Source organism: Streptomyces mobaraensis (assembly GCF_020099395.1).
In the GTDB taxonomy this organism is placed as follows: Bacteria; Actinomycetota; Actinomycetes; order Streptomycetales; family Streptomycetaceae; genus Streptomyces.
In genome coordinates this window covers 215,676-239,759 of the sequence record NZ_CP083590.1, presented here as the reverse complement: position 1 = coordinate 239,759, position 24,084 = coordinate 215,676, and the positions used below count along the sequence as shown (strand labels likewise).

18 protein-coding genes are annotated in these 24,084 nt (G+C 75.8%); 14 read left to right on the top strand and 4 right to left on the bottom strand.

Going from position 1 to position 24,084, the window contains the following annotated elements; all coding sequences use genetic code 11:
* The first annotated feature begins 305 nt into the window (after positions 1–305).
* Both K7I03_RS00730 and K7I03_RS00725 read left to right on the top strand, forming a co-directional pair.
* A complete protein-coding gene (locus tag K7I03_RS00730; protein WP_185945129.1) occupies positions 306–596 on the top strand; it encodes a GlsB/YeaQ/YmgE family stress response membrane protein in 291 nt (96 codons plus the stop codon).
* A gap of 220 nt (positions 597–816) precedes the next feature.
* Positions 817–1,104, top strand: coding sequence for a hypothetical protein (locus K7I03_RS00725; RefSeq protein ID WP_185945175.1), 288 nt, complete (start codon positions 817–819; stop codon positions 1,102–1,104).
* A gap of 276 nt (positions 1,105–1,380) precedes the next feature.
* On the opposite strand, the gene K7I03_RS00720 is transcribed toward K7I03_RS00725, so the two are convergent.
* On the bottom strand, positions 1,381–2,616 hold the full coding sequence (locus tag K7I03_RS00720) for an MFS transporter (protein ID WP_185945128.1): 1,236 nt from the start codon (positions 2,614–2,616) through the stop codon (positions 1,381–1,383).
* 55 nt (positions 2,617–2,671) lie between these two features.
* Entirely contained in the window at positions 2,672–3,520 is an 849-nt protein-coding gene (locus K7I03_RS00715; RefSeq protein WP_185945127.1) for an SDR family oxidoreductase, read from the bottom strand.
* A gap of 175 nt (positions 3,521–3,695) precedes the next feature.
* On the opposite strand from K7I03_RS00715, the gene K7I03_RS00710 reads away from it, so the two are divergent.
* A complete protein-coding gene (locus tag K7I03_RS00710; RefSeq protein WP_185945126.1) occupies positions 3,696–7,010 on the top strand; it encodes an AfsR/SARP family transcriptional regulator in 3,315 nt (1,104 codons plus the stop codon).
* A 392-nt stretch (positions 7,011–7,402) separates the two neighbouring features.
* The gene (locus K7I03_RS00705; RefSeq protein ID WP_185945125.1) at positions 7,403–8,569 is read left to right on the top strand and encodes a PP2C family protein-serine/threonine phosphatase; all 1,167 of its coding nucleotides are present in this window, start codon (positions 7,403–7,405) and stop codon (positions 8,567–8,569) included.
* Positions 8,570–8,781: 212 nt separating this feature from the next.
* Here the strand turns inward: K7I03_RS00705 and K7I03_RS00700 are convergent, their stop codons facing one another.
* Complete coding sequence (locus K7I03_RS00700; RefSeq protein ID WP_185945124.1) at positions 8,782–10,830, bottom strand: CASTOR/POLLUX-related putative ion channel; 2,049 nt, start codon at positions 10,828–10,830, stop codon at positions 8,782–8,784.
* 524 nt (positions 10,831–11,354) lie between these two features.
* Between K7I03_RS00700 and K7I03_RS00695 the strand changes: the two genes are divergently transcribed.
* A complete protein-coding gene (locus K7I03_RS00695; protein ID WP_398858444.1) occupies positions 11,355–12,740 on the top strand; it encodes an amidase family protein in 1,386 nt (461 codons plus the stop codon).
* A gap of 192 nt (positions 12,741–12,932) precedes the next feature.
* On the top strand, positions 12,933–13,889 hold the full coding sequence (locus K7I03_RS00690; protein WP_185945123.1) for a tetratricopeptide repeat protein: 957 nt from the start codon (positions 12,933–12,935) through the stop codon (positions 13,887–13,889).
* A gap of 7 nt (positions 13,890–13,896) precedes the next feature.
* Here K7I03_RS00690 and K7I03_RS00685 read toward each other — a convergent pair whose 3' ends face one another.
* Entirely contained in the window at positions 13,897–14,292 is a 396-nt protein-coding gene (locus tag K7I03_RS00685) for an ArsR/SmtB family transcription factor (RefSeq protein ID WP_185945122.1), read from the bottom strand.
* A 164-nt stretch (positions 14,293–14,456) separates the two neighbouring features.
* On the opposite strand from K7I03_RS00685, the gene K7I03_RS00680 reads away from it, so the two are divergent.
* The 8 genes from K7I03_RS00680 to K7I03_RS00645 all read left to right on the top strand — a co-directional run bounded on the left by K7I03_RS00680 (position 14,457) and on the right by K7I03_RS00645 (position 24,083).
* Positions 14,457–15,908 carry an MFS transporter gene (locus K7I03_RS00680; protein ID WP_185945121.1) on the top strand — a complete coding sequence of 484 codons (1,452 nt, stop codon included), beginning with the start codon at positions 14,457–14,459 and terminating at the stop codon, positions 15,906–15,908.
* A gap of 256 nt (positions 15,909–16,164) precedes the next feature.
* Complete coding sequence (locus K7I03_RS00675; RefSeq protein WP_185945120.1) at positions 16,165–16,761, top strand: DsbA family oxidoreductase; 597 nt, start codon at positions 16,165–16,167, stop codon at positions 16,759–16,761.
* Positions 16,762–17,015: 254 nt separating this feature from the next.
* A complete protein-coding gene (locus tag K7I03_RS00670) occupies positions 17,016–17,525 on the top strand; it encodes a hypothetical protein (protein ID WP_224346797.1) in 510 nt (169 codons plus the stop codon).
* Between the two features lie 193 nt (positions 17,526–17,718).
* The gene (locus K7I03_RS00665) at positions 17,719–19,134 is read left to right on the top strand and encodes a hypothetical protein (RefSeq protein WP_185945118.1); all 1,416 of its coding nucleotides are present in this window, start codon (positions 17,719–17,721) and stop codon (positions 19,132–19,134) included.
* A 90-nt stretch (positions 19,135–19,224) separates the two neighbouring features.
* Positions 19,225–20,472 (top strand): AAA family ATPase, encoded by a 1,248-nt coding sequence (locus K7I03_RS00660; RefSeq protein ID WP_185945117.1) that lies wholly within the window; start codon positions 19,225–19,227, stop codon positions 20,470–20,472.
* A 320-nt stretch (positions 20,473–20,792) separates the two neighbouring features.
* Positions 20,793–22,064, top strand: a complete 1,272-nt coding sequence (locus K7I03_RS00655) for a vWA domain-containing protein (protein ID WP_224346796.1) — start codon at positions 20,793–20,795, stop codon at positions 22,062–22,064.
* Positions 22,065–22,111: 47 nt separating this feature from the next.
* Positions 22,112–22,984, top strand: coding sequence for an endo alpha-1,4 polygalactosaminidase (locus tag K7I03_RS00650; RefSeq protein ID WP_224346795.1), 873 nt, complete (start codon positions 22,112–22,114; stop codon positions 22,982–22,984).
* A gap of 115 nt (positions 22,985–23,099) precedes the next feature.
* Positions 23,100–24,083 carry an LppY/LpqO family protein gene (locus K7I03_RS00645; RefSeq protein ID WP_185945116.1) on the top strand — a complete coding sequence of 328 codons (984 nt, stop codon included), beginning with the start codon at positions 23,100–23,102 and terminating at the stop codon, positions 24,081–24,083.
* Position 24,084: the final 1 nt, after the last annotated feature.

Sequence of the window (24,084 nt, the reverse complement as noted above, 5' to 3'; positions counted from 1 at the left end):
CGTGCCGTGGCCCGGGGTGTGCGCGCACCGGCGGGCCGTACTCCTCGGAGGTGTGGCAGAGGTTAAAAGGACTAGACCAGTGCGTCAATAGGTGCGGACCAATGCGCCGACCGTGCGCTGACGGTGCGCTGACGCTGTGTCGGGCGCGGGCGGCGCGCGGCAGCGGGCAGGCCCGGTGCGGGACGCGGACCGTCGTCCCGGGGAAGAGCGGGACCGGACATGCCGACGACTTGGCCGGCGCACGGTGTTTGCGGGCGAATCAGCAGGTTAAGCGCCATGCAGCACCGACCAAGGAGGGACACATCATGGGAATTCTCGCGTGGGTCGTCATCGGTCTGCTGGCCGGAGCCATCGCCAAGGCCCTGATGCCGGGCAAGGATCCCGGCGGTGTGCTGGTGACCATGCTGATCGGTGTCGTCGGCGGGCTGCTGGGCGGCTTCCTCGGCAAGGTGATCTTCGGCGTGGAGTCGATCAACGGCTTCTTCCACCTGTCCACGTGGATCGCCGCGATCGTCGGTTCCGTCATCATCCTGGCGCTCTACCGGGTCTTCACCGGCCGGAGCGGACACGGGCACGGCCGCCACTCGCACGCTTGACCCGGGCGTGAGGCCCGGGGCGTACCCGGGCGCGGCAGGAGCGGACGCGTGACGTCGGCGGTGCCTGTCGCATGAGGGCCGGCCCGTTCAGGGCCGGCCCTTTCGGGTGCCGGTTCTCCGGTGCCGAAGTCCCGCCGTACTGACATCGCCCCGCACCCTTTGACAGAGTGTGGGCACGGTGAGCGGACGCGTCTCACCGCGGGACGGAGGGCCGTTGACCGTGTTCGGACCCGAGCGGGCGGAGGTGCGCATACCGCGCGCGGCCCTGGACGCCTTGGCCGCGGCGCTGAGCGTGCGCACGGTGGCGATGCGCGTCTGGCCCGACGGCATCGAGTGGATGTACCCGATGGGCACCTGGGAGGAGCCGCACCTGGAGGTGGCCCTCATGCCCGGGGGCGACGAGGTGTGGCTGCGGATGTCCACCGACCGCTCCCGCTTCGTCGTGTGGACCATCCGGCAGTGGCTGGACTTCGTCAGCGACCTGCCCGGGGCGGCGCCTCCCGACTGACCGGCGGTCGGCGGGCCGGGGCGCGGCGGGTCTGCCGTTTCGGCCCACCCGGCCGGCGAAGCCCCGCTCATTCCGGCCGCGCGGCCGCCTCGGCCCTCCGCGGCGCGAGACGCGCGGCCGATTCGCCGCCGCGCGGCCCGCGTCCGGGCCGGCGCATCCGGCTCAGGCCCGGAAGGCGCGGCGCGGATTCCCACCGCGACGACCACTGCGCCCTCCGCCGTCGTCCCCGCCGTCCCGGGGCCGCGGGGCGGGATGGGCCCGGGGGCCGGGAGTGGGTCAGACGGCACCGTCCGCGCGCTGTGCGGGGAACCCGTGGACGCGGGCGGCGGCCACCACGGCGAACACCGGCACCAGCAGGAGGAGGACCGACCACGGCAGCGAGAGGTGGCCGAGCCCGTCCAGGAGGAGGCCGCCGACGACCCCGCCGGCCGCCATCGCCACGTTCCAGAGGGTGACCAGCAGCGCCTGCGCGGCGTCCGCCGATGCGCCGCCGGCCTGGCCCACGGCGGTCTGCAGGAGGGTCGGCACACCGCCCCAGCCCAGGCCCCACAGGGCGGCCGCGACGTAGACGAGGGCCGGGCTGCCGGAGAAGAGGGCGAAGCCGGCGGCGGCCGCGGCGACCAGGAGAGTGGAGGCGAGGGTGAGGGTCCGCAGCCGGCGGTGGATGTGGGTGCCGACGAACCAGATGCCGACCAGCGAGGCGATGCCGAAGTCCAGGAGGACCAAGTCGGCCGAACCACCCATCCCCAGGTGGTCGAGGAAGGTGGCGATGTAGGCGTAGAGGATGGTGTGGGCCAGGACGAAGACCGTGGTGACGAACAGGGCGGGAGTCACTCCGGGTACCTTCAGCACCCGCAGCATCGGGACGCGGGCGCCGGGTTCCCGGCCGGCGTAGTCAGGAACCGTCGCGGCGATCCAGCCGAGGACGACCACGGTGAGCGCGGTCATGGCCAGGAAGGCCACCCGCCAGCCGAGGGCCTTGCCGAGGAACGTGCCCGCGGGGACCCCCAGGGAGAGGGCCACCGGAATGCCCGCCATCGCGATCGCTATCGCCTTCCCCTCCAGCCGGGCGGGCGCCATGCGGCGCGCGTACCCGACGAGCAGCGCCCAGGCCAGCCCCGCGGCCACACCGGCCACGGCGCGGGCCGCCATGGTCAGGGCGTAGTCCGACGAGACGGCGGTGACCGTGTTCGCGACGGCGAACCCCGCCATCGACGTCAGCAACAGGCGCTTCCGCCGCCACCCCGCCGTGGCCGCCGTCAGGGGAATCGCCGTCAGGAACGTTCCGATCGCGTAGACGGTGATGGTCTGGCCCGTCGCCGACTCGCTCACGCCCAGGTCACCGCTCATCGCGGGCAGCAGACCGGCCGGCAGCGTCTCCGTCAGGCTGGTGATGAAGACGGCCGTGGCGAGGGCGAGCAGGGCCAGGAGCGGCAGTTTTCGGCTCGGGGCGGTGGCATCGGTGGTGGTGGAACGGGTGGGGGACGAGGACGTCCGGTCTGCGGTGCGCATGATGGGGGTCCCAACTCTCTCTTACGCCGGGTGATTCGGGATGCGGAGGCGAGGTCTACAAGGGCTCGGCTGGTGGTGGTGCGGTGAGCGGCGGACGGCATTCCGCGAGGCGGTCCTCCCGTGTGCCGTCGTCCGGAGGCCGGGGACACGGCGGACCGGTAGCCGCTCCGCGCCCGGCCGCCCGGCCGAGCCCGCCGTCGACGGTGAGCTCGGCGCCCGTCGTGTACGTGGCCTCCGCCGCCAGGAAGAGCGCGGCGCGGGCCACTTCGTCGACGGTGCCGGGGCGCCGCATCGGCACGCGCTCCCCGGCGACCCTGCCGGCCGCGCCTCCGCCGCCCGGCAGGGAGATCAGGCCGGGCGCGACGGCGTTGACGCGGATGCCGCTGTCGGCGAGTTCGGTGGCCAGTGACCGGGCACAGGACCACGGCCCGCCATCCGCCTCCGCCACCGGCTCGCCGTCCGGCGCGGAGGGCACGACGAGGGCGAGGGCGGGCAGGGCCGCGGCGGTGAAGACGACCGCGCCGCCGTCGTGGACCAACGGGAGCAGGGCCCGTACGGTGCGGCAGGCGCTCCGGACCGGCGCCGCGGCCGGAGCGCCGTGCCCGCCCGTCGCGCAGAGCGGGTCCGCCGGGCCGGCGTGGACGAAGAGGAAGTCGACGGAGCCGAGCGCGCCCGCCACGACGGGGGCCAGTGCCTCCGGTGACGCGGCGGCACCGGCCGGGCCGGTCCCGACGACCCGGGCCCGCGGGCCGAGTTCGGCGGCGGCCGCGGCGAGCTCCTCGCTCCGCGCCCGGCCGGTCAGCAGGACCCGCGCCCCACCTTCGACGAGCCGTTTGGCGACGGCCAGGCCCAGCCCCGTCGTACCGCCGAGGACGACGGCCCTCCTGTCTCCGTACCTGGTCATGCGCTCCTCCTGCCGGGTGGTCCCGCCGTGCGGGTGCCGCCGTGTCCGCCGGTTCCGCCGGTCCGGTCTCCGGTGGCGGGGACGAGCATGCGTCCGGGCGCTTCGGGAGCGCTGACGGTTCGCTGACGGCCGGCTGATGATCACCCCACATGGGGAACGTGTGTACGGTTTCCGCATGCGATACGGGGTGCTCGGTCCACTGGCGGTGTGGGACGGCCGAGGGGAACCGGTCAGGGTGCCCGAGGCGAAGGTCAGGGCGCTGCTGGCCGATCTGCTGGCGCACGAGGGGCGGCCGGTGCCGGCCGACCGGCTCGTCGACGACCTCTGGGGCGACCGGCCGCCCGGCAACCCCGCCAACGCCCTCCAGGCCAAGGTCTCCCAGCTGCGCAAGGCGCTCGGCCGCGACCGCGTCGTACGCCAAATCCCCGGCTACCGGCTGCACCTCGACCCCGCCGACGACGAGGTGGACGCCGACCGGTTCCGGTCCCTGGTCGACGCGGCCCGCCGGGAGACGGCGCCGCGCGCACGGGCCGCCCTGCTCACCGAGGCCCTGGAGCTGTGGCGCGGCCCCGCCTACGCCGACTTCGCCGACGAGGAGTTCGCCCGCGCGGCCGTCCGGCGGCTCGGCGAACAGCGCCTCGCCGTCCTGGAGGAACAGGCCGAGGCCCGCCTCGACGCCGGCGACCACCTGCTGCTCACCGGTGAACTCACCGACCTCGTGGCCCGCCACCCCCTACGGGAACGCCTGCGCGCCGTCCAGCTCCGGGCCCTCTACCGTTCCGGCCGGCAGAGCGACGCGCTGGCCTCGTACACGGATCTGCGGAACCGCCTGCGGGCCGAACTGGGCCTCGATCCGGGCCCGGAACTCGTCGCCCTCCACGAGGCGATCCTGCGGCAGGACGCTTCGCTCGCCCTCGGCCCGGGGACGGGCCCGGGGACGGTATCGGTATCGGTGCTGGGATCGGGATCGGCATCGGGATCGGCGACAGAACTTCCCCCCGCCTCCGACACCTCCCCCCGCCCTCCGTCGAACCTCCCCGTCCCCCTCACCGCGCTCATCGGACGGGACCGTTCCCTGACCGAGCTCGACGGGCTCCTCCGGACGGAACGCCTCGTCACTCTCACCGGCCCCGGAGGCGTCGGCAAGACGCGGCTCGCCGTCGAGGCGGCGGCCCGTCTCGTACGCGCCGCCTCGCCGGGCACACCGGCGGACGCACCGGGCCCCGCCCCCGACGGCGTATGGCTCGTGGAGCTCGCCGGGCGGCACGGGTCCGCGGCGGTCCTCGCGCAGGCGGTCTCCGCGACCCTGGGCATCCGGGACGACGTCCCCTCGGGGCTCCCCGCCTTCGGTGGCGCGGCCCCGACGCCCGTCGAACGGCTCACGGCGGCTCTCCGCGACCGGCGGACCCTCCTCGTCCTCGACAACTGCGAGCAAGTCGTCGACGCGGCCGCTGAGTTGGTGGCCCTGCTGCTGCGCACGGCGCCCGGGCTGCGGGTCCTGGCCACCAGCCGGGAGCCGCTCGGTCTCATGGGGGAGACGGTGTTCCTGGTCGAACCGCTCGCCTCGGCCGAGGCCGCCGAGCTGTTCATGGCCCGGGCCGCCGCCGCGGCACCCGGTTTCTCCCCCACGCAGGCCGACGACGGGACGCGCGACGCCGTCGCCGAGATCTGCCGCCGCCTCGACGGCCTCCCGCTCGCCCTGGAACTGGCGGCGACCCGCGTGCGCGCCCTGGGCGTCAAGGAGCTGGCGGCCCGCCTCGGGGACCGCTTCCGCGTCCTCGCCTCCGGGAGCAGGGGCGCGCCGGCCCGGCAGCAGACCCTCAGGGCGATGATCGACTGGAGCTGGGAGCTGCTCGGCGCGCCGGAGCGCATCGTGCTGCGGCGTCTGGCCGTGCACGCCGACGGCTGCACGCTGGACGCCGCGGAGGCGGTGTGCGCGGGCGACGGCGTGGCCGCCGAGGAGGTCCTGGACCTGATGACCCGGCTCGTCGACCGCTCCCTGGTCGTCCGCGTGGACGGTCCGCCCGGCACGGGCCCGCGCTACCGCCTGCTGGAGTCCGTGGCCGCGTACGCCATGGAACGCCTCCACGAGATGGAGGACCTCACCGGCGTACGGGACCGGCACCTGCGTCACTACCTGGACCTCGCCGAACGGGCCGAACCCCGCCTGCGCGGGGGCGAACAGCGGACCTGGCTCGCCCGCCTCGACGCCGACGCCGCCAACCTCCGGGCGGCGCTCGACGAGGCGGTGCGGCGCGCGGGGGCGGGCTGCGGTACGGACGAGGCGGTCCGCCTCGCCACCGCCCTCTGCTGGTGGTGGCTGCTGCGCGGGCGGCTGCACGAAGGCCGGCGCACTCTCGCGGCCGTCCTCGCGGCCGCCCCGGACGCGGCCGGACTCCGCACCCGGCACCGGGCCTTCGCCCTCCTGACCGGCGACCGCTCCGGCGCCGAGGTCACCCCGGAACCGGGGACCGGCGACCCCGCCCGGCACGGCCGGACCCTCTGGCTCCTCGCCCATGGACTGTTCGGCGCGGGCTCCGTCGCCGCGAGCGAGGAGCTCAACGCCCGGGCCCTCGCCCTCTTCACCGAGGCCGGCGACCGGTGGGGCACGGCCGCCGCCCTCGGGCTGCGGGCGACGCACGCGCTGGCCCGGGGCGACCTCGGCACCGTCGCCCGGGACGGGCTGCGCAGTGCGGCTCTGTTCCGCGAGCTCGGGGACCGCTGGGGCGAGTTGCAGACCGTGCAGCCCCTCGCCGTCCTCGCCGAGATCAAGGGGGACTACGCGGACGCCGCCCGCCGCCACCACGAGGCGCTGCGCATCGCGCGCGACTTCTCCCTGCACACCGAGGTCTCGGCCCGGCTCTCCGGGCTCGGCCGCCTGGCCCTGCTCGCCAAGGACTGGGACCGCGCCCGTGACCTGCACGAACGTGCCCGGCGGCTGGCCGTCGAACAGGGCTACCGGTACGGCGAGATCCACTCCGACATGGGGCTCGCCCTCGGAGCCCGCCGCTCGGGCGACCTCGACGCCGCCGAGACGTTCCTGACGCGCATCCGCGACGGACACGCGGACGTGTCCTCGCCCGCGGGTGACCACCTCCTCCACGCCGAGTTCGGCTTCACGGCCGAACTGCGCGGCGACGCCCGGGCCGCCGCCGCCCACCACTTGGCCGGCCTGGACATCGCCCGCTCCCTCGCCGAACCCCGAGCCCTCGCCCTCTCCCTGGAAGGCCTGGCCGGCGTGGCGGCCCTCGTCGGCGGCCCGGACCACGCCACCCGCGCCGCCTGGCTGCTCGGCGCCGCCGACGCCGCCCGCCGTGGGGTGGGCGCTCCGCTCCCGGACGCCGAGCGCGGCGACGTCGACCGCGTCACCGAGGCCGCGACGGCCGCGATCGGCCCGCACGCCTTCGCCGACGCCTTCCGGGAGGGCGCCTCCCGGTCCCTGGAGGAGGCGGTCCTGGCGGCCCGGGAGGTCCTCGCTGCCCTGGAGTGAGCGGGCGGCGACCGGTGCGTGCCGGCGTCGCACCGGTCGAGGGGCCGTGGACGGGCAGCGTGCGGCGGTCACCCGCGGCCGCTCCGGCGGTGGCGGTCGTGCTGGCATGGACGGGGGCGCGCGGCGTGACCGGCGCCCCCGTTGCCGCCGGCCGGGGACGGCGGGCCGGCTCCGAGGCCACCGGCCACGCCCGGGCCGAGGGCAGGGCACCTCCCTCCGGTGTGCGCCCTGACGGCCGGTGCCTGACTGGCGGCCCCCGACGGGCGCGGGGATGCTGGGACGAAGCGGCGGCACGAGGCGGAGCGAGCACGGGCCGGGAGCAGGCACGGGCCGGGAGCAGGCACGAGGCAGGGCAGGCACGAGGCAGGGCAGGCACGAGCGGGAGCAGGCGGGTGAGGGCACCGAAGGCGCGGCGCGGCACGACCGCCGGACGCGGGCGCCCCGGACGGCCACCCCTCCTGCCGCTGCTGCCGGTCCTGCTGCTCGGCGCCGGCGCCCTCCTCGACTACGCGACGTCCCCGCACTTCAGCGCGGAGGCCCTCTACACCGCCGCGCCCATGACGGCCGCCGCGCTGCTGTCCCTGCGCGCCACCGTCCTCGCCGGACTGGGCGCCTGCCTGGTCGACGCGGCGCTGCTGCACCACTTCGGCTTCCTGGGGGACTCGGGCGGCCGCAGCGAGCTGGCGGCGGTCGCCACCGTCTCGGCTCTCGCCGTCCTCGTCAACCGCCTGATGTACCTCAGCGACGTCCGCCTCGCCTCGGCGCGCCGCGTCGCCCTCGCCGTCCAGCGGGCCGTGCTCCCGCAGCTCCCGCCCTCGATCGGCTGTCTGCGCATCGCGGTGTGCTATCGGGCGGCGGTGGGGGACGCGGAGATCGGCGGCGACCTCTACGGCGTGCAGGACTCGCCGCACGGCGTGCGGTGTGTGATCGGCGACGTGCGCGGCAAGGGCCTGGAGGCGGTCAAGGCGGTGGACGTGGCGCTCGGCGCCTTCCGCGAGGGTGCCGAGGACGCCCCCGCCCTGCCCGGCCTCGCGGCCCGGCTGGAACGCGCCCTGCGCCGCGAGGCGAACAGCCGCAGCGGACCGGAACGGGCCGAGGGTTTCGTCACCGGCGTACTGGCCGAGTTCCCGCCCGGACGCGCCGAACTGCGCCTCGTCAACCGCGGCCACCCGCCCCCGCTCCTGCTGTCCGACGGAACGGTACGGGCCCTGGAACCGTCCGACCCGGCCCTCCCGCTGGCCCTGGCCGACCTCGGCGCCGGCCCGGACCGCGTCGACACGGTGCCGTTCCCGCCGGGCGCGACCCTGCTCCTCTACACCGACGGCCTCACCGAGGCGCGCGACCGGGACGGCGTCTTCTACGACCCGGAAACCGCCCTGGCGGGCCGCCGCTTCACGGGCCCCGACGCGCTGCTGGAGACCGTGCTCGCCGACGTGACCCGGCACACCGGCGGCCGCATCACCGACGACATGGCCCTCCTCGCCCTCACCCGGGACGGGAACGGGGACGGCGACAGGGACAGGGACGGAAACGGCGACGGGGACGGGCCGGGGGCGTGAGGCCGCCCGGCGGCCGGTACGCCGGAGCCGGACTCCGCGTGCCGACGGCCGAGGGTGCCGTCGTCCGACCCGCGACCGGCCGCATCGCCCGTGCCCGCCGGGCCCGACCACCGCACGGCTGTGATCGCCGTGCGGCTGCCGCTCGGCCGGGTCCCGTCCGCGCCCGCCGGTGTACCGACTACCCCTCCCTCCTCATCCGTTCTCCACCTCCCTCAACTGCCCACCCCCCTCAACTGCCCACCGCCCTCCCCGGCGTTCTCCGGCCCTCCCAGCCGGACCGCCGCGACGACGACGACCTCGTCCCGGTCGGCCCACCGCCGTGACGTCTCCTTGTGCGGGTTGATCCACACCCCGTAGCGCGGGCCGTGGGCGGCGCCGGCGTGGTCGCGGTAGCCGATGGCGCACTCGCCGTGCCGCCGGGCGGCCTCGACCACCGTGGCGAAGGAGGCCGTGGCGCAGGCCCGGACGTAGCGGGAGGCCGGGCGGAGCAGGATCTCGCTGCCGCCGGCGGAGAACAACTCCTGGAAGACGGCGGCCAGATGACGGTTCTGCGAGATCTGGGCCATCAGCAGGCCGATGAGCTTGCCGCTGACGATGAAGTCGGCCCCCGGGCTGACCGGGGCCAGGGCCCGGTTGCGGTCGTCGGTCATCTCGGTGACCACCGGCAGCTCCCGCCCGGACGCCGCCTCCAGCGCGCGCAGCAACAGCAGTGTCACCAGCGTGCGGTCGTCCGGTTCCTCGGTGGCGCCGCCCGGGCCGGGCACGGGGTCGGGGCCGAGGACGATGACGCTGTCGTACGACGCGGCGTCCACCGCGTCGACCGTCTCCCGGTCGGCGGGGTCGCCGGGCCGCAGGACGACGGACAGGGCGCCCCCGGCCTCGCCGTCGGCGGCGCGCACGGCGGCGGCCGTCGCGGGCGCGGCCTCGGCGACGACGTCCACGACGGAGCCCGGCGCCGTGTACCGGCGCAGCCGGCCCACGATGAGCGGGGCCCGCCGGTTCCAGCCCAGCAGGAGCACCCGCTCCGGGCGCCGCCGCTCCGGCGGGACGTCCGTGACGATCGCCGCCTCGTCGACGGCGGGCGGCCGTTCGGCCAGGACGGCGGTGTCGTCGTCGCGGGTGACGACCACGATCCGGTCCGCCGCGCCGATCACCGTCTCCGCCGGCGGGTTGAGCAGGAGAGAGCCGTCGGTGCGGATCAGGCCCACGGCGGACGACGTCGCGTACGCCAGGAGCGCCTCCCCGAACGTCCGCCCGGCCAGGGCCGGTTCGCGGACGGTGTAGAACTCGTCGCCCGCGAAGTCCAGGAGCTCCTGGTAGACGAGGGACAGGCCGGGCCTGCGGGCGGACTGGACGATGAGCCGGGCGGTGATGTCGTCGGTCTCCAGGACCACGCCGCCGTCGCCCGCGGCCAGGGAGGCGGCGAGCCGGTAGCGGGCGTCGCGGACGGCCGCCACGACCCAGGCGCCCGCCCCGTTCGCCATGCCGCCCCCGCCACCTCCGCCGCCTTCGACGCCCGGGGGAGTGTCCGTACCGGCGTCGTCCGGTCCGTACGCGGCCCGGGTCGCCGCCCGCAGCGCCAGGAGCGTCTTGACCACCTCGGCGTCCCCCGACGGCCCGTCCCGCGGCAGGACGAGGACCGCGCCGGCGGTGTGCGGGCTCACCCGGGGCAGGACGGCGGGATCGGTGGTGGAGCCGCTGCGGCAGATGAGCCGGGTGCCGCCGGTCGTGCCGACCTTGATGTGCAGCGCGTCCTCCATGGCCGTCTTGTCCCGGTCGGCCAGGACGGCGACGGCGGCCCGCCGTTGGTTGGCGTTGGCGGCGACCAGCTCCGTGACCACGGTGAACACCTGCTCGGACCAGCCGAGCACCACCACGTGCCCGTCCTCCAGCACCGTCGAACGGCCCCTGCGCAGGGCGGCCATCCGCTCGTTGACCCCGGCGGTGATCAGACCCACGAGGGCGGAGACGTAGATCAGGGCGACGAGGGCGAGGATCACCGACAGCAGGACCTCCGCGGGCGGTCCCACCAGCCCGCCCAGCCGCAGCGTGTCGCCTGTCCGGTGCCAGACCTGGGCCAGCTTCCCGGGGAGGGACGCGGGCGCGTCCCGCGCTGTCCACACCATCAGCGCGCTGACCGGGACGACCACGGCCAGGCAGGCCAGGACGAGCCAGCCGATGAGGGCGGAGGCGCCCCGCGCCAGCGTGTTGTCGAACCAGTAGCCCGCCCGTTTCACCCACCGTAAGCGCCGCCGCGCCATGACCGCCCCCTCGCTGCCCAGCCGTCGCCCACCCGGCCCGGCCTCTCCCCTCGCACACCGCCGCCCCGGGCTCGCGAGAGCCCGATCACGTGATGACAGCGTGACAGGCTGAGGCCAGAAGAACGGACGTACGCATGCTTTTTCACTCTTTCGGGGGGGTGTTCCCGCTTCGCCCCCGCAGCCCGCCGGAACACCGGCGCGGCGGGCGGGCGCCACGGCACCCTTGCGCCCGCCCGCGGACATGCAGTGCGCTGGCTCGTATGAAGAGAAGCGAGTGGAGCACGAGACGAACGAGGCGACGGTCAACCCCCGTCCTGCTCACCGCCCTTGCCACGGTCGCCCTGACGGCCGGAGCGGCGTACCCGGCGACACCCCCGGCCCCCGCCCACCACCCGTCCGTGCCGGCACCGCGGCCCGCTCCGCCCAACCCACGCGATCAGCCCGATCAGCCCAGCCGGCCCGTTCCGCCCGGGCTGCCGGGCATCGACCTCGACACCGCGACCATCCCCCGGCTGCAGGCCCGCATGGCCGACGGCTCCCTGTCCTCGGCCGCGCTGACCCGCGCCTACCTGCGGCGGATCGCCGCCGTCGACCCCAAGGTCAACGCGGTGCTGCGCACCGACCCGACCGCCTTGCGCCAGGCGGAGGCCAGCGACGCCCGGCACCGGCGCGGCACCCCGCGCGGCCCCCTCGACGGGATCCCCGTCCTGCTCAAGGACAACATCGACACCCGGGACCTGCCGACCACGGCCGGATCCGCCGCCCTCACCGGCAAGCCGCCCCGGGCCGACGCCCCGCTGGTGACCCGGCTGCGGGCGGCGGGCGCGGTGATCCTGGGCAAGACGAACCTGTCCGAGTGGGCCAACTTCCGCGCCGCCAAGCCGACGTCGGGTTGGTCGGCGGTGGGCGGCCAGACGCACAACCCCTACGTCCTGGACCGCAACCCGTGCGGCTCGTCCGCCGGTTCGGCCGCCGCGCTCGCCGCCTCGCTGGCCCAGGTGGCGATCGGCACCGAGACGGACGGCTCCATCGTGTGCCCGGCCGGGATGAACGGCGTGGTCGGCCACAAACCCAGCCTGGGGCTGGTCGACCAGGCCGGCGTGGTCCCCATCTCCGCCGAGCAGGACACCGCGGGACCCCTGGCGCGCAACGTCACCGACGCCGCCCTCACCCTCGCCGTCCTCACCGGTTCCCGGGCACTCCCCACGGAGAGCCGTCCCGCCGATCTGCGCGGCAAGCGCATCGGCCTCTGGCGCCTGCCCGAGCTCGGCCCCGGCGTGGACGCCCTGATGACCCGCACCGCCCGGACCCTGCGCGCCGCCGGCGCGGACGTCGTCGAGGTGACGCCGCCCTACCAGCAGCGCCTGGCCGAACTCGAATACCCCGCCCTGCTGAGCGAGTTCCACCGGGACATCGACGCCTACCTCGCCACCCGCGACGGCCCTCGCGACCTCGCCGCGCTGAACGAGTTCACCCGGACCCACCCCGCCGAGCGGACCTGCTTCGCCGGCCGGGAACTCTTCGAACGCGCCCTCGCCGCGCCCGCCGCGGGCGGTCCGGAGCACCGGGCGGTCCGCGCGGAGCTCAAGGACCTGGCCCGGCGGTCCATCGACGAGACGTTGGCCGCCCACCGGCTGGACGCCGTCGCCGCCCCGGCCAACCCGCCCGCCTGGACGACGGACTGCGCCCGCGGCGACAACGACGTCATCCCCTCCTCCACCCCCGCCGCCGTGGCCGGCTACCCCTCCCTGGCGCTGCCGGCCGGATTCGTCGGCGAACTCCCCGTCGGCCTCCTGCTGACGGCCGGCGACCGGCAGGACGCCCGCCTGCTGTCCCTCGGCGCCGCCGTCGAGCACCGGCTGCCCGCCCGGCGCGCGCCGCGGTACCTCCCGACGACGGGTTGCCCGTGAGCCCCGGCAGCCCTCATCGACGCGTGAGCCCCGGCAGCCCTCATCGACGCGTGAGTCCCGGCAGCCCGCTCGGACGCGTGAGTCCCGGCAGGCCGCCCTGGCCGTTGGGTTCCGGCAGCGCCCTGCCCCCTGAGGGCCGCCGGCGCACCGGCCGGTAAGTCCCGGCGGCGTCCGGCCCGTTACGATCAACCGATGCGCCGCACCTCCGCCGGCCGGTCCGACGCGACCGCGCCGCACGACCTCGCCGCGGCGGCCCGGTCCGCCGCCGGCCGCCTGGTCGCGACCGACGCGGCGCGGGGCGCCACGGCCGCGCTGCCCGCCCTGCGCGCGGCGGCGCGGCGCTTCCCCGACCCCTTCGCCACGGGCGGCGCGTACCGGTGGGACGGGGACCGGCTCGCGGCGCTGGCCGAGCTGTACGAGGTGATGGGCTGGATCCTCTTCGACGCCGGACGCCACGGGCCCGCCCGGTGGGCCAACCACCGGGCGCTGGCCCTGGCGCGCCTCTCCGGCGACCGGTGGACGGAACGGCTGGTGCTGCTGAACGACAGCATGCTGATGAGCCACCTGGGACGGCCGCGCGCCGCCCTGGAGGACGCCGCCCGGGTGCCCGGCGCGCGGCGGTTGCCCGCCCTGGTCGACAGCCTCGTCCTGATCCGCCGGGCCCACGCGGTCGCGGCGCTGGGCGGGGAACGCGAGGCGGTACGGCTCGTCTCCCGCGCGGAGAGCCGCTTCCTGGACGGCGCCTCCGCGAACGACCCGCCGTGGGCCTGGTGGATCGACCACGACGAGGTGCTGGGCCACCGCGGCTGGGTCATGGCCCGGCTGGGCCGCTGGGACGAGGCGCTCCCCTTGCTGCACCGGGCCTCCACCGCCCCCGGCCCGTCCTACCGGCGGCTGTTCACCGCGCACCTGCTGGCGTCCCTCGCGCGGGCCGGCGCGTGGCGCGAGGCGGAACGGCTCGCCGACGACCTCGTGCCCGGCGTCCCCGCGATCGGCTCGGCGCGAACGCTGGGCACCCTCCGCACCACTACGGCGGCCCTGCTGCGCGGGGACGGCCGGCCCCCCGTCGCGCTGCGCGAGGCGGCCGGCCGGCTGCGGCAGGCGCTGCCCGCGGCCGGCGTACGGACTCCCGGCGGCCGTAACGCGTAGCGGCGCGCTACCGCTCCCCATCGTCCTCGCGCAGGACCAGGGCGAGCAGCCCGGGGAAGCGGGCGTCGAACTCCGGGCGGCGCAGCCGGTTGAGCCGCTTCGGTCCGGCGTCCCGCTGCTCCAGCAGCCCCGCCTCGCGCAGCACGGTGAAGTGCCGGCTCAGCGTCGCCTTCGTCACCGGTACGTCGAAGCTGCCGCAGGGCCGTACCCAGTCTCCGGCCGACGCCAACTCCCGTACCAGGGTGCGCCGTACGGGGTCGGCGAGCGCGAGGAGCGCCGCCTCCAGCGAGACCTCCGCCGGGTCGGTGTGGACGGGCGCCGGGCGGTGGTGCGCCGCCCGTGCCCCGGCCGGCTCCTGCTCCCGCCCCGACTCGCCTGCCCGTGACCGCGTCTGTGCCGACATGTTCCGTTCTCCTTCTGCCGTGCGTACGCAGCGGCGGATTGCGGAGTGTTCGATGACGTGCGTACACTCCTGATTGTTCGCCTCTCGACGAACACTCTAGCCGGGGTGCCGCATTCCGCGACCCCCTCCCGCTCCACCGCTGTGCCGAGGCAAGGAGAAGGACCATGGCACCCACCCAGCCCCCGTCCGGACCCCGACCGGACCGTCCCGCCCTCACCCTCCTCGCCGCCTGCCTGGGCTTCGTCGTCGTCATCCTCGACGTCAGCATCGTCAACGTGGCCACGAAGGCGCTCGCCGGCGACTTCGGCGGCAGCATCTCCGGCCTCGAATGGGTGATCAACGGCTACACCCTCACCTTCGCCGCCTTCCTCCTCACCGCCGGCGCCATGGGCGACCGCTTCCACCCCGGCCGGATCTTCGTCGGCGGCTTCGGCCTCTTCGCCGCCGCCTCGCTGGCCTGCGGCGCCGCCCCCTCGCTCGGGGTGCTGATCGCGGCCAGGATCGCGCAGGGCGTGGGCGCCGCGATGATCGTGCCGTCCTCCCTGTCGCTCGTGAACGCCGGCTTCCCCGACCCCGCCCGGCGCGCCCGCGCCATCAGCCTGTGGGCCGCCGCCGGCGGCCTCGCCCTCGCGCTCGGCCCGGTGATCGGCGGCCTGCTGGTGGACGCGCTCGGCTGGCGGTCCGTCTTCTACGTCAACGTGCCCCTCGCCGCCGTCGGCATCCTCCTCGCCCGGGCCGACGCCCGCCCCGCCCCCACCGCCCGCATCACGGCCGGGCGCTCCCTCGACCTGCCCGGACAGCTGCTCGCCGTCGTCAGCCTGGGCGCCCTCACCGCCGCCACGGTGGAGGCCAACTCCCGTGGCTGGTCCTCGGCGGCCGTGCTCGGCTGCGCCGCCGTCTTCGCCGTCGCGCTGGCCGGCTTCGTCACGGTGGAGCGGCGCGGCACCGACCCGATGCTGCCGCCGCGGCTGTTCGGGAACCGGACGTTCACCGCCACCACGCTCATCGGCGCCCTGCTCAACTTCGCCTTCTACGGCCTCATCTTCGTCTTCAGCATCTTCTTCCAGGAGGCGTGGGGATACTCGCCCAGTGTCGCCGGTCTGGCCTTCCTGCCCATGACCGCCGCCATCATGGCCGCCAACCTGGCCTCCGGCCCGCTGGTCCGGCGCCTCGGCGCCCGGGTGGTGCTGGTCCTGGGCAGCGCCCTCGCCGCCCTCGGTTACCTGACCGCCGCCCCCGCCGTCGGCGCGCACTCCTACGCCGCCGTCGTCGCCCAGTTCCTCGTCGCCGGCATCGGCCTCGGCCTGGCCGTACCGGCCATGACCAACGCGATGCTCGGCGCGGCCGACCCGGCCCACGCGGGCATCGCCTCCGGTGTGCTCAACGCCTCCCGCCAGATCGGCGGACTGCTCGGCGTGGCCGTGATGGGCCTGCTCGTCGGCGACGGCACCGCCGGGCAGCTCGTCCCCGGACTGCGCGCCGCGCTGCTCTGGGCCGGGGGAGCCCTCGCCGTCGCGGCGCTCCTCAGCGCGGTGGGCGTCCGCGGCGCCGCCCGGACCGCCGCCACGGCCCCCGCCGACACGCGACGTACGCCGGCCTCCGTGCCCACCCGCTGACGCCCCCCCCCGCAGTGCCGACGCCGCACCGCCCACGAGCCACGGCTCGCGGGCGGTGCGGCGGTCGCCGTCGGCCCGCCGGTCGCCACCACGCCCCCGGCGCCAGGGCGTCGTGACCCGAGACGCCGTGACCAGGGCGCCGTGACCAGGGCGGACGAACCCCGTCATCCGACAGATGCGGCCCCGGTCGCCGCCGCCGTAGCGTCGGGACGTACCGGGACAGCGTCCGCCACCCGCTTCAAGGGAGTTCACCGTCATGAAGGTCCGTATCGTGCTGGACGTCGCCTGCGCCTGGTCGTTCCTGGGGTTCACCCACTACCTGCGGGCCGTGGAGCGGTTCCGGGCCGAAGGCGGGGCCGTGGAGACCGGGTTCCTGCCGTTCCAGGTGGCCCCGGACGCCCCGACGGACGGTGAGCCCCTGCGGGAGGTCCACCGCCGGGTCTTCGGGCCGGCGGCCGAGGAGCGGACCGCCGAGTTCACGGCGGTGGCGGCCCGCAGCGGTCTGGACGTCCGCTTCGACCGCGCGGTCTTCGTCAACACCCGTCCGGCGCACGACCTCATCGCGCGGGCGGCCGCCCAGGGTGCGGGGGAGCGGGCCGTGGCCCTGCTGTTCGACGCCTACTTCACCGAGGGCCGCAACGTCGCCGACCCGGCCGTCCTGCGGGACGTCGCCGCGCGGAGCGGCGTCGACGCGGACGCGGACACCGGGGTGGCCGCTGACTTCCGCGCCACCGCCGAACTCGGCGTGCGCGCCGTGCCGTTGTTCCTCTTCGAGGACGGGAGCTCGGTGAGCGGCGCGCAGTCGCCGGACGCCTTCCTCGCCGCCCTCCGCCGGGTCCCCGCGAGCCGTTGACCGGATACCACGCGCACTCTCGCTCGCGCATGTGTTCGATGGCGGTGATGCACTTCTCACATCCCCGTCGGGCCTGATGACATTCCCGTCCCGCTCCGATGTCCTTACCGCCGACGACAGCCCTGATATGGGCATGACGAGGGGATCGGTGGGAAATGGACAGGCAATTCCGGCCATGGTGGAGCCTGCGGCGACTCGCTTCCAGAACGCCGGGAACCGACCGGACGACCCTGGGCGGCAGGATCGCCGCCGCCGTGGCTGCGGTCGCGCTGCTCGTGGCCGGCCTCACCGGCGTGACGGCGGGCGAGGCCGCCGCCCGGGACGGCAAGTGGTCCTGCTCGGGGGCTCCGGTCCCGGACGGCTGGGTCATCACCGGCTACGACCGCAACGGCTGCCAGGGCGCGGGATCCTGGTACCAGCAGCCCGTCAAGGACGGGATCTGGACGTGCTCCGGCTCGCCGATCGTGTCCGGCTACGTCATCACCAACTACGACCGCAACGGCTGCACCGGCATCGGCGCCTGGTACCACCAGCTCGCCCAGGACGGTCGCTGGACCTGCGCCGGTTCCCCGATCCCGGCCGGCTACGTCACCACGAACTACAACCGCACCGGCTGCAACGGCATCGGCTCCTGGTACCAGCAGCAGATCCGCAACCGCATGTGGGCCTGCTCCGGCTCCCCCATCCCGCCGGGGTACCGCAACACAACCTTCTCGTCGACCGGTTGCAACGGCGTCGGCGCGTGGCTCATGGTGCGCACCTGAGCGACACCCGGCAAGCGCGCACCGCACCGGACGCGCCCCGCGGCCGGTCCGTCCCGCACGGGAGCGGACCGGCCGTTCCCCGAGGCGGCGTGTAATTCCCTGGCGGCCGCCGCCCGACGGGCCATACGATCATCGTGATGACGACTTACTCCTCACACAGATCGGGGGTCCCGTCCGCGCAAGGTGAGCGCTGATGGGCACTCATCTCGCGAACGGGGATTCCCACCTCTCCTTCTGGCCGCGCGTGCGCGAGTTCGCCGTGCCGCCCACCATGATCGAGACCGCCACCGCCCGCCGCCGCGCGGGGGACTGGGCGGGGGCGTGCGCCGCCGCCGGGTTCGACGTGGACCTGGACCTCCGGGCCACGGCCCGCACCCACGGCCGGGAACTCGCCGCCCGGATCCGGACCGACCTCCGCCACCTGGCACCCGACCTGCTGCGCTGGCACCTGCCGAGGATCGCCCCCGACGGGCTGCTGCGCCCCGGCCTCACCCTCACACTGGCCCGCCACACCACCCCGGCCGGCCGTGCCGTGCACCTGGTGGCCCGGACCGCGCCCGCCTGGGCGGACGCCGGCCAGCGCGTCAGCCTCGCGCTGTGGGACGGCACCCGTCCCGAGCCCGGTGGGCCTTCCGGTCCGCGCTCCCACCCCCACCCGCGCCCGAACCGGCGGTTCCGCCTCGACCTGCACCGGCACCTGTGGGACGCCCGCAGATCCGGTGAGTTGGGGATCCGGTCCGGCGCCGGGCTGCCCTCCGCTGGCCCCCACCCCGTACCGGACGCGTCAGGCGGCCCGCCGCACGGGCCGCGTCCCGCCGTCGGCCGGTGGGCCGAGGAGGCGGCGCTCCTGCTCCGCGCCGAGGGCCGGTCCGCCGGGACCGTCCTCGTCCGGTGCGGGGCCCGGCGCCGGCTGCTCCTCGACGTCGTCGCGGACGGCGACGGGCCGCCCTCGGCGCGGATCACCCCCGCGCCGGCCCGCGCCGACATCACCGCGCTGCCCGTGCTGCCCGACGCGGCGACCTGGGTGCCGCCCGACCTCGAACTGCTCCGCGCCGGGGCCGTCGAGGCCGGCCGGCTGCACCCGCTGGTCGCCGCCGCCCTGGTACCGGGCCGGGTCCCCGACGCCCCGCCCCGGGAGCCGGAAGCGGCCGGCCGGTTCCACCTCGTCGAGTGCCGCGACGACGGGGGAGGCGGGCCGACGACACACCGCATCGGCCTCGTCGACGGGGTGCTCGTCCCGCTCGACCACGATCCGGACACCCTCCGGCGGGAGGAACTGCTCGCCGCCCTCACCGGCACCCCGCTGCCCTGCCTCCAGGCCGTCGACGAGGCGCACCGCCGGCCCGACTGCCTCACCGGCGTCCGCGAACGCCTCGACCACGGGGACACCGCGGGCGCGCTGGCCGTCGTCGAAGGACTGCTGGGGGCCGGCGCGGCGCTGCGCGACGGACCCCTGCGCGACGCCCTGGAGACGGCCGCGCGCCGGCGGATCGCGCACGGGATGTACCGGGCGGGCCTGACGGGCGCCGGGCCCGCGCCCGTCCGCGTCGGCGCGTACGCCCGGCCCCGCGACCGCCGCGCCCGCCCGCGGCACGCGACCCTCAACTGACCTCAGGCACCGCCTTTTCACCCGACTGACCTCAGGCATCGCCTCCTTCACCCATCGGCCCTCCCGGCCCCGCACCCCCAGGTGAACCACATGCCCAGCCGTACCGCTGTCCTCTCCGATCCCTCCGACGCCTCCCGGCTCGACGTCGCCGGCGCCCTGCTCGCCCTGCTGCGCGAGACGACCACCGAACCGCGCCCCGACCTCCAGCTGGAGGCCCTGACCCTCACCGTCGCCGCCGACCTCCCCGTCCTGCTGTGGGGCGAGCCGGGCATCGGCAAGACCGCGGCCCTGACCCAGCTCGCGGCGGCCCTCGACCTCCCGCTCACCACCGTCATCGCCAGCGTCCACGAACCGTCCGACTTCTCCGGCCTGCCCGTGATCGGGGACGACCCCGCAGAACAGGGCGTGCCGATGGCCCCGCCGGACTGGGCGGTACGCCTGGTCCGCGCGGGCCGCGGGCTGCTGTTCCTGGACGAACTCTCCACCGCCCCGCCGGCCGTCCAGGCCGCCCTCCTCCGGCTCGTCCTCGAACGCCGGATCGGCGCCCTGCGGCTGCCGCCCGGCGTCCGCATCGTGGCCGCCGCCAACCCGCGGGCCTCGGCCGCCGACGGCTGGGAGCTGAGCGCGCCGCTCGCCAACCGGTTCGTCCACCTCCAGTGGACCCACGATCCCGAGACCGTCGTCCGGGGCCTCGGCGGAACCTGGCCCCGGGCCGTCCTGCCCCGGCTCGACCCCGGCAGGCTGCCGGAGGCCGTGGACCTCGCCCGCCGGGCGGTATGCGGGCTCCTCGCCGCACGGCCCGCGCTCGTCCACCGGCTGCCCACCGGCGAGACCCGCCGGGGCGGCCCCTGGCCGTCACCCCGCAGCTGGGAGGCGGCGCTGCGGCTGACCGCCTTCGCGACGGCGGCCGGGTCCTCCCGCGACGTGCTGTCCTCGCTGGTCCGGGGCACGGTCGGCGACGGGCCCGGGCTCGAACTGCTGGCCTTCCTCGACCGGATGGACCTCCCGGACCCCGAGAGCCTCCTCGCCGACCCCGCCGGCGCCGTCCTTCCCGAGCGGGGCGACCGGCGGCAGGCCGTGCTCGACGCCGTGGTGGCGGCGGTCCGCGAACGGCCCGAGCGGTCCCGCTGGGACGCGGCCTGGACCCTCCTGGCCCAGGCCGCCGAGACCGGCGCCCCCGACCTGGTGGTCGTCCCCGCCACCACCCTCGCCGCCCTGCGCCGCGCGGACTGGGACGTTCCGGCGGCCATCGAGGGACTGGCCGGAGCGGTGAACCTCTCCCGACGGGCCGACCGGGCGGCCCACCGCGCGGCGACCGGCGCGCGGGGCGGCCGATGAGCGGGAAGGGAAGGCGGACGACACCGGACGACTCCGGGTCACCGACGACGCCGGAGGTCTCCGGTGCGGGGCACGAGCGGCGCGCGGAGCCGGTACGGGACGGGGCGCGGGCGCCGTCGGTCGCCTCCGGTCCGGGTGTTGGGCCGAAAGCCTCCGGCGCAGGGGGGAGTGCGGACGCCTTCGCCGTCCGGGCGGTGCCGGACGCGTCCGGTCCCGGGAACGCGCGGTGTCGGGAGGGTACGGCGGGAAGCGCCGGCCTCGGTGCTGCTGCCGGTACGGGTAACGCGCGGCGCCCGGCGCCCGTACGGGACGGAGCACGGGTGACGCCGGACGCCCCCGGGACACTGCACGCGCGCCCTTGGGCGCGCGAGGCCTTGGACGCCGACAAGCTGTTCGCCGCCCGGCTGTACGCCGCCCGCGTGCGGCCCTACCTGGCGACGGCGCTCTTCGCGCTGCGTCCCGTCGCGTCGTGGCGGGTGCCGACGATGGCCGTCGACCGGTACTGGCGGTGCTACGTCTCGCCCGCGTTCGTCGCCGGCACGCCGGTCGGGGAACTGGCCGGCGTCTGGGTGCACGAGGTGTCCCACCTGCTGCGCGACCACCACGGGCGCGGCGACCGGATCGCCCGGGAGCGCGGACTGACCGGCCGGGGCGACCGGTTGCGGATGAACATCGCCGCGGACTGCGAGATCAACGACGACGTGTACGGCGACGGGCTGGTCCGGCCGGAAGGCGCCGTCGTCCCCGCAGCTCTGGGGCTGCCCGAGGGCGAGCTCATGGAGGACTACCTGAGCCGCTTCGGCCTCGGACGCTACGACCGCGACCTGGCCTGGCTCGACTGCGGCAGCGGCGCCGACGGGCTGGAACGGGAGTGGGAGCTGGGACCGGAAGGGGCGGACGCGCTCAGCGAGCAGGAGCGGGACGCGGTCCGGTTCCGGGTGGCCCAGGGCATCACCGCCCGTCCGGGGGACTCCCCGCGCGGCTGGCGCCGCTGGGCGGAGGAAGTGTTCCACCCGCCGCAGCCGTGGCGGGAGTTGCTCGGTGCGGCGGTCCGCTCGGCCGCCACCGGTTCCGGCGCCGGCGAGGACTACTCCTACGGCCGGCCGGCGCGCCGCTCGGCCGGGGTCCCCGGCGCGGTGCTGCCGAGCCTGCGGCGCCGGCCTCCCCGGGTGACGGTGGTCGTCGACACCTCGGGTTCCGTCAGCGACGCCGAACTGGGCGGCGCGCTGCTGGAAGTGGCCGCGATCTCCCGCGCCGTCGGCTGCCGCCGTGATCTGGTCACCGTGGTGTCCTGTGACGCGGCGGCGCAGGGTGTGCACCTTCTCTGCCGCGCCGAGGGGATTCCGCTGGTGGGCGGTGGCGGGACCGATCTGCGGGCCGGGTTCGCGAGGGCGCTCGAAGCCCCGGGGCGCCCCGACGCCATCGTCGTCCTGACGGACGGTCAGACGCCGTGGCCGGACGTCCGGCCACCGTGCCGGACGGTGGTCGGCCTGTTCCGGCGGCCGGACGCGGGCCCGTCGTGGGACGAGGACGACCCCGGCCACGTCCCTGACGCACCGCCGGCTTGGGCGCGGGTCGTGGAGATCGGGTAGCGGCCCGCGCGGACGGACCGGCGACGGCCGGAACGTAAGGTGGCTTCGTGACGATTCTCCGCTCCCGCGCCGCAATCGCCGTCATGGCCCTGTCCACGGTCCTTGTCACGGCTTGTTCCGCCACCGGATCCGACGAGGACGCCGGTTCCGTGGCGTCTTCGCGCGCCGACGCCACGGAGAAGGCACGGATACCGGAGAAGATCCGGGTACCGGACGCGAACACCGCCTTCGACTACCAGCTCGGCGGCGCCTACCCGCCGCCCGTCGGCGTACGGGCCGTCTCCCGCGACCGCGCGGCCCGGCCCGCCGCCGGGATGTACAACATCTGCTACGTCAACGCCTTCCAGACACAGCCCGGCGACGCCGTCGACTGGTGGAAGAAGCGCCACCCCGACCTGCTCCTCAAGAACGACGACGGCGACCTGGTCGTCGACGAGGACTGGAAGGAGCCCCTGCTGGACATCTCCACCCCGGCCAGGCGCGACGCCCTGATGAAGATCGTCGGCCCCTGGATCGACGGCTGCGCGGATGCCGGCTTCGACGCGGTGGAGCCGGACAACCTCGACTCCTACGAGCGCTCCGACGGAAAGCTCACCCCGGAGCACGCGGAGGCCTTCGCCCGCCTCCTGGCCGCCCGCGCCCACCGCAGGCACCTGGCCGTGGCCCAGAAGAACACCGCCGACCTGCTGCCCCGGCGCACCCGCATCGGCTTCGACTTCGCCGTCGTCGAGGAGTGCGCGCGCTACAAGGAGTGCCCCGACTACAGCGAGGCGTACGGCGGCCGCGTCTTCGACATCGAGTACGTGAAGAAGGACTTCACCGCCGCCTGCCGCTCCTGGGGCGGAAAACTGTCCATCACCCTCCGCGACCACGACGTCCGCCCCGCCGGTTCCCGGGGGTACGTCCGCGCGTCCTGCTGACACCGCCCCGGCGATCCGGCGCGCGGAGCCGCTGCCCCGGACGGGCGCTCCCGTATCGCCGCCCCGAACGTCCCGGTGTGGGATGGGAGGACGGCAACCGGAGCGGAGGCTTTTTATGCGACAGGGCCGACTGTACGGCGCGGACAAGGGCAGACGGAGGGCGGCGCGGCGGTCCCTGATGGCGGGGACCGTACTGCTGTCGGTGCTGCTCACGGCCGGGGCCGCGCGGCCCGGCGACGCGCATCACGCGCGGCGGATCGAGCCGTCGGTCACCCGGGAGTCCGACTGGCGGGACGTGGCGACGGCACTGGGGCACCAGGGCGTACTCGTCGACCGCCGGGCCTACGGGATCGGGTTCCCCCGGGCCGACCTGGACGTGGTCAGCAAGGGCTACCACGTCAAGGCCATCGGGTCGTTCGTCTCGTTCATCCGCTACCCCGACCGGCAGACCATGATGATGGGCGAACTGGCGGTGACCGAGCGGGAAGTGCGCAAGGTGCTCGACGTCCTGAACGCCCACGGCATCGCGCAGACGTCCGTGCACAAGCATCTGCCCACTCACAGCCCGGCGCTCTGGTGGGTCCACTTCCACGCCATGGGTACCAAGCCGCTGACCATGGCCCGGGGGCTGAGGGCGGCGCTGGACGCCACCGGCACCCCCGCCGTCTCGGGCACTCCCCGGAAAGTCGTGCTGGGCCTGGACCAGCCGGCCGTCGACAAGGCACTCGGCGCCCGGGGACGCGCCCAGGGCCGGGTCTACAAGGTCACCTTCGCCCGCCGGGAGACCGTCGCCGACCACGGCCGGGTCCTGCCCCGGATGACCGGCGCCACCTCCGCGTTGATCTTCCAGCCCGTCGGCGGTGGCAAGGTGCTGCTCAACGGGGACATCGCCGTCGTCGCGAAGGAGGCCCCGGCCACCATGAAGGCGCTCCGGCGCGGCGGCGTGGACATCATCTCCTTCCACAGCCACATGCTCACCGACGAACCCCGGCTGTTCTTCCTGCACCTGTGGGCCGTCGGCGACCCGGTCCGCATCGCCAACAACCTCCGCAGCGCCATCCGCCACACCAACGCCGCGGCCACCGCGACGACGTCCTGAC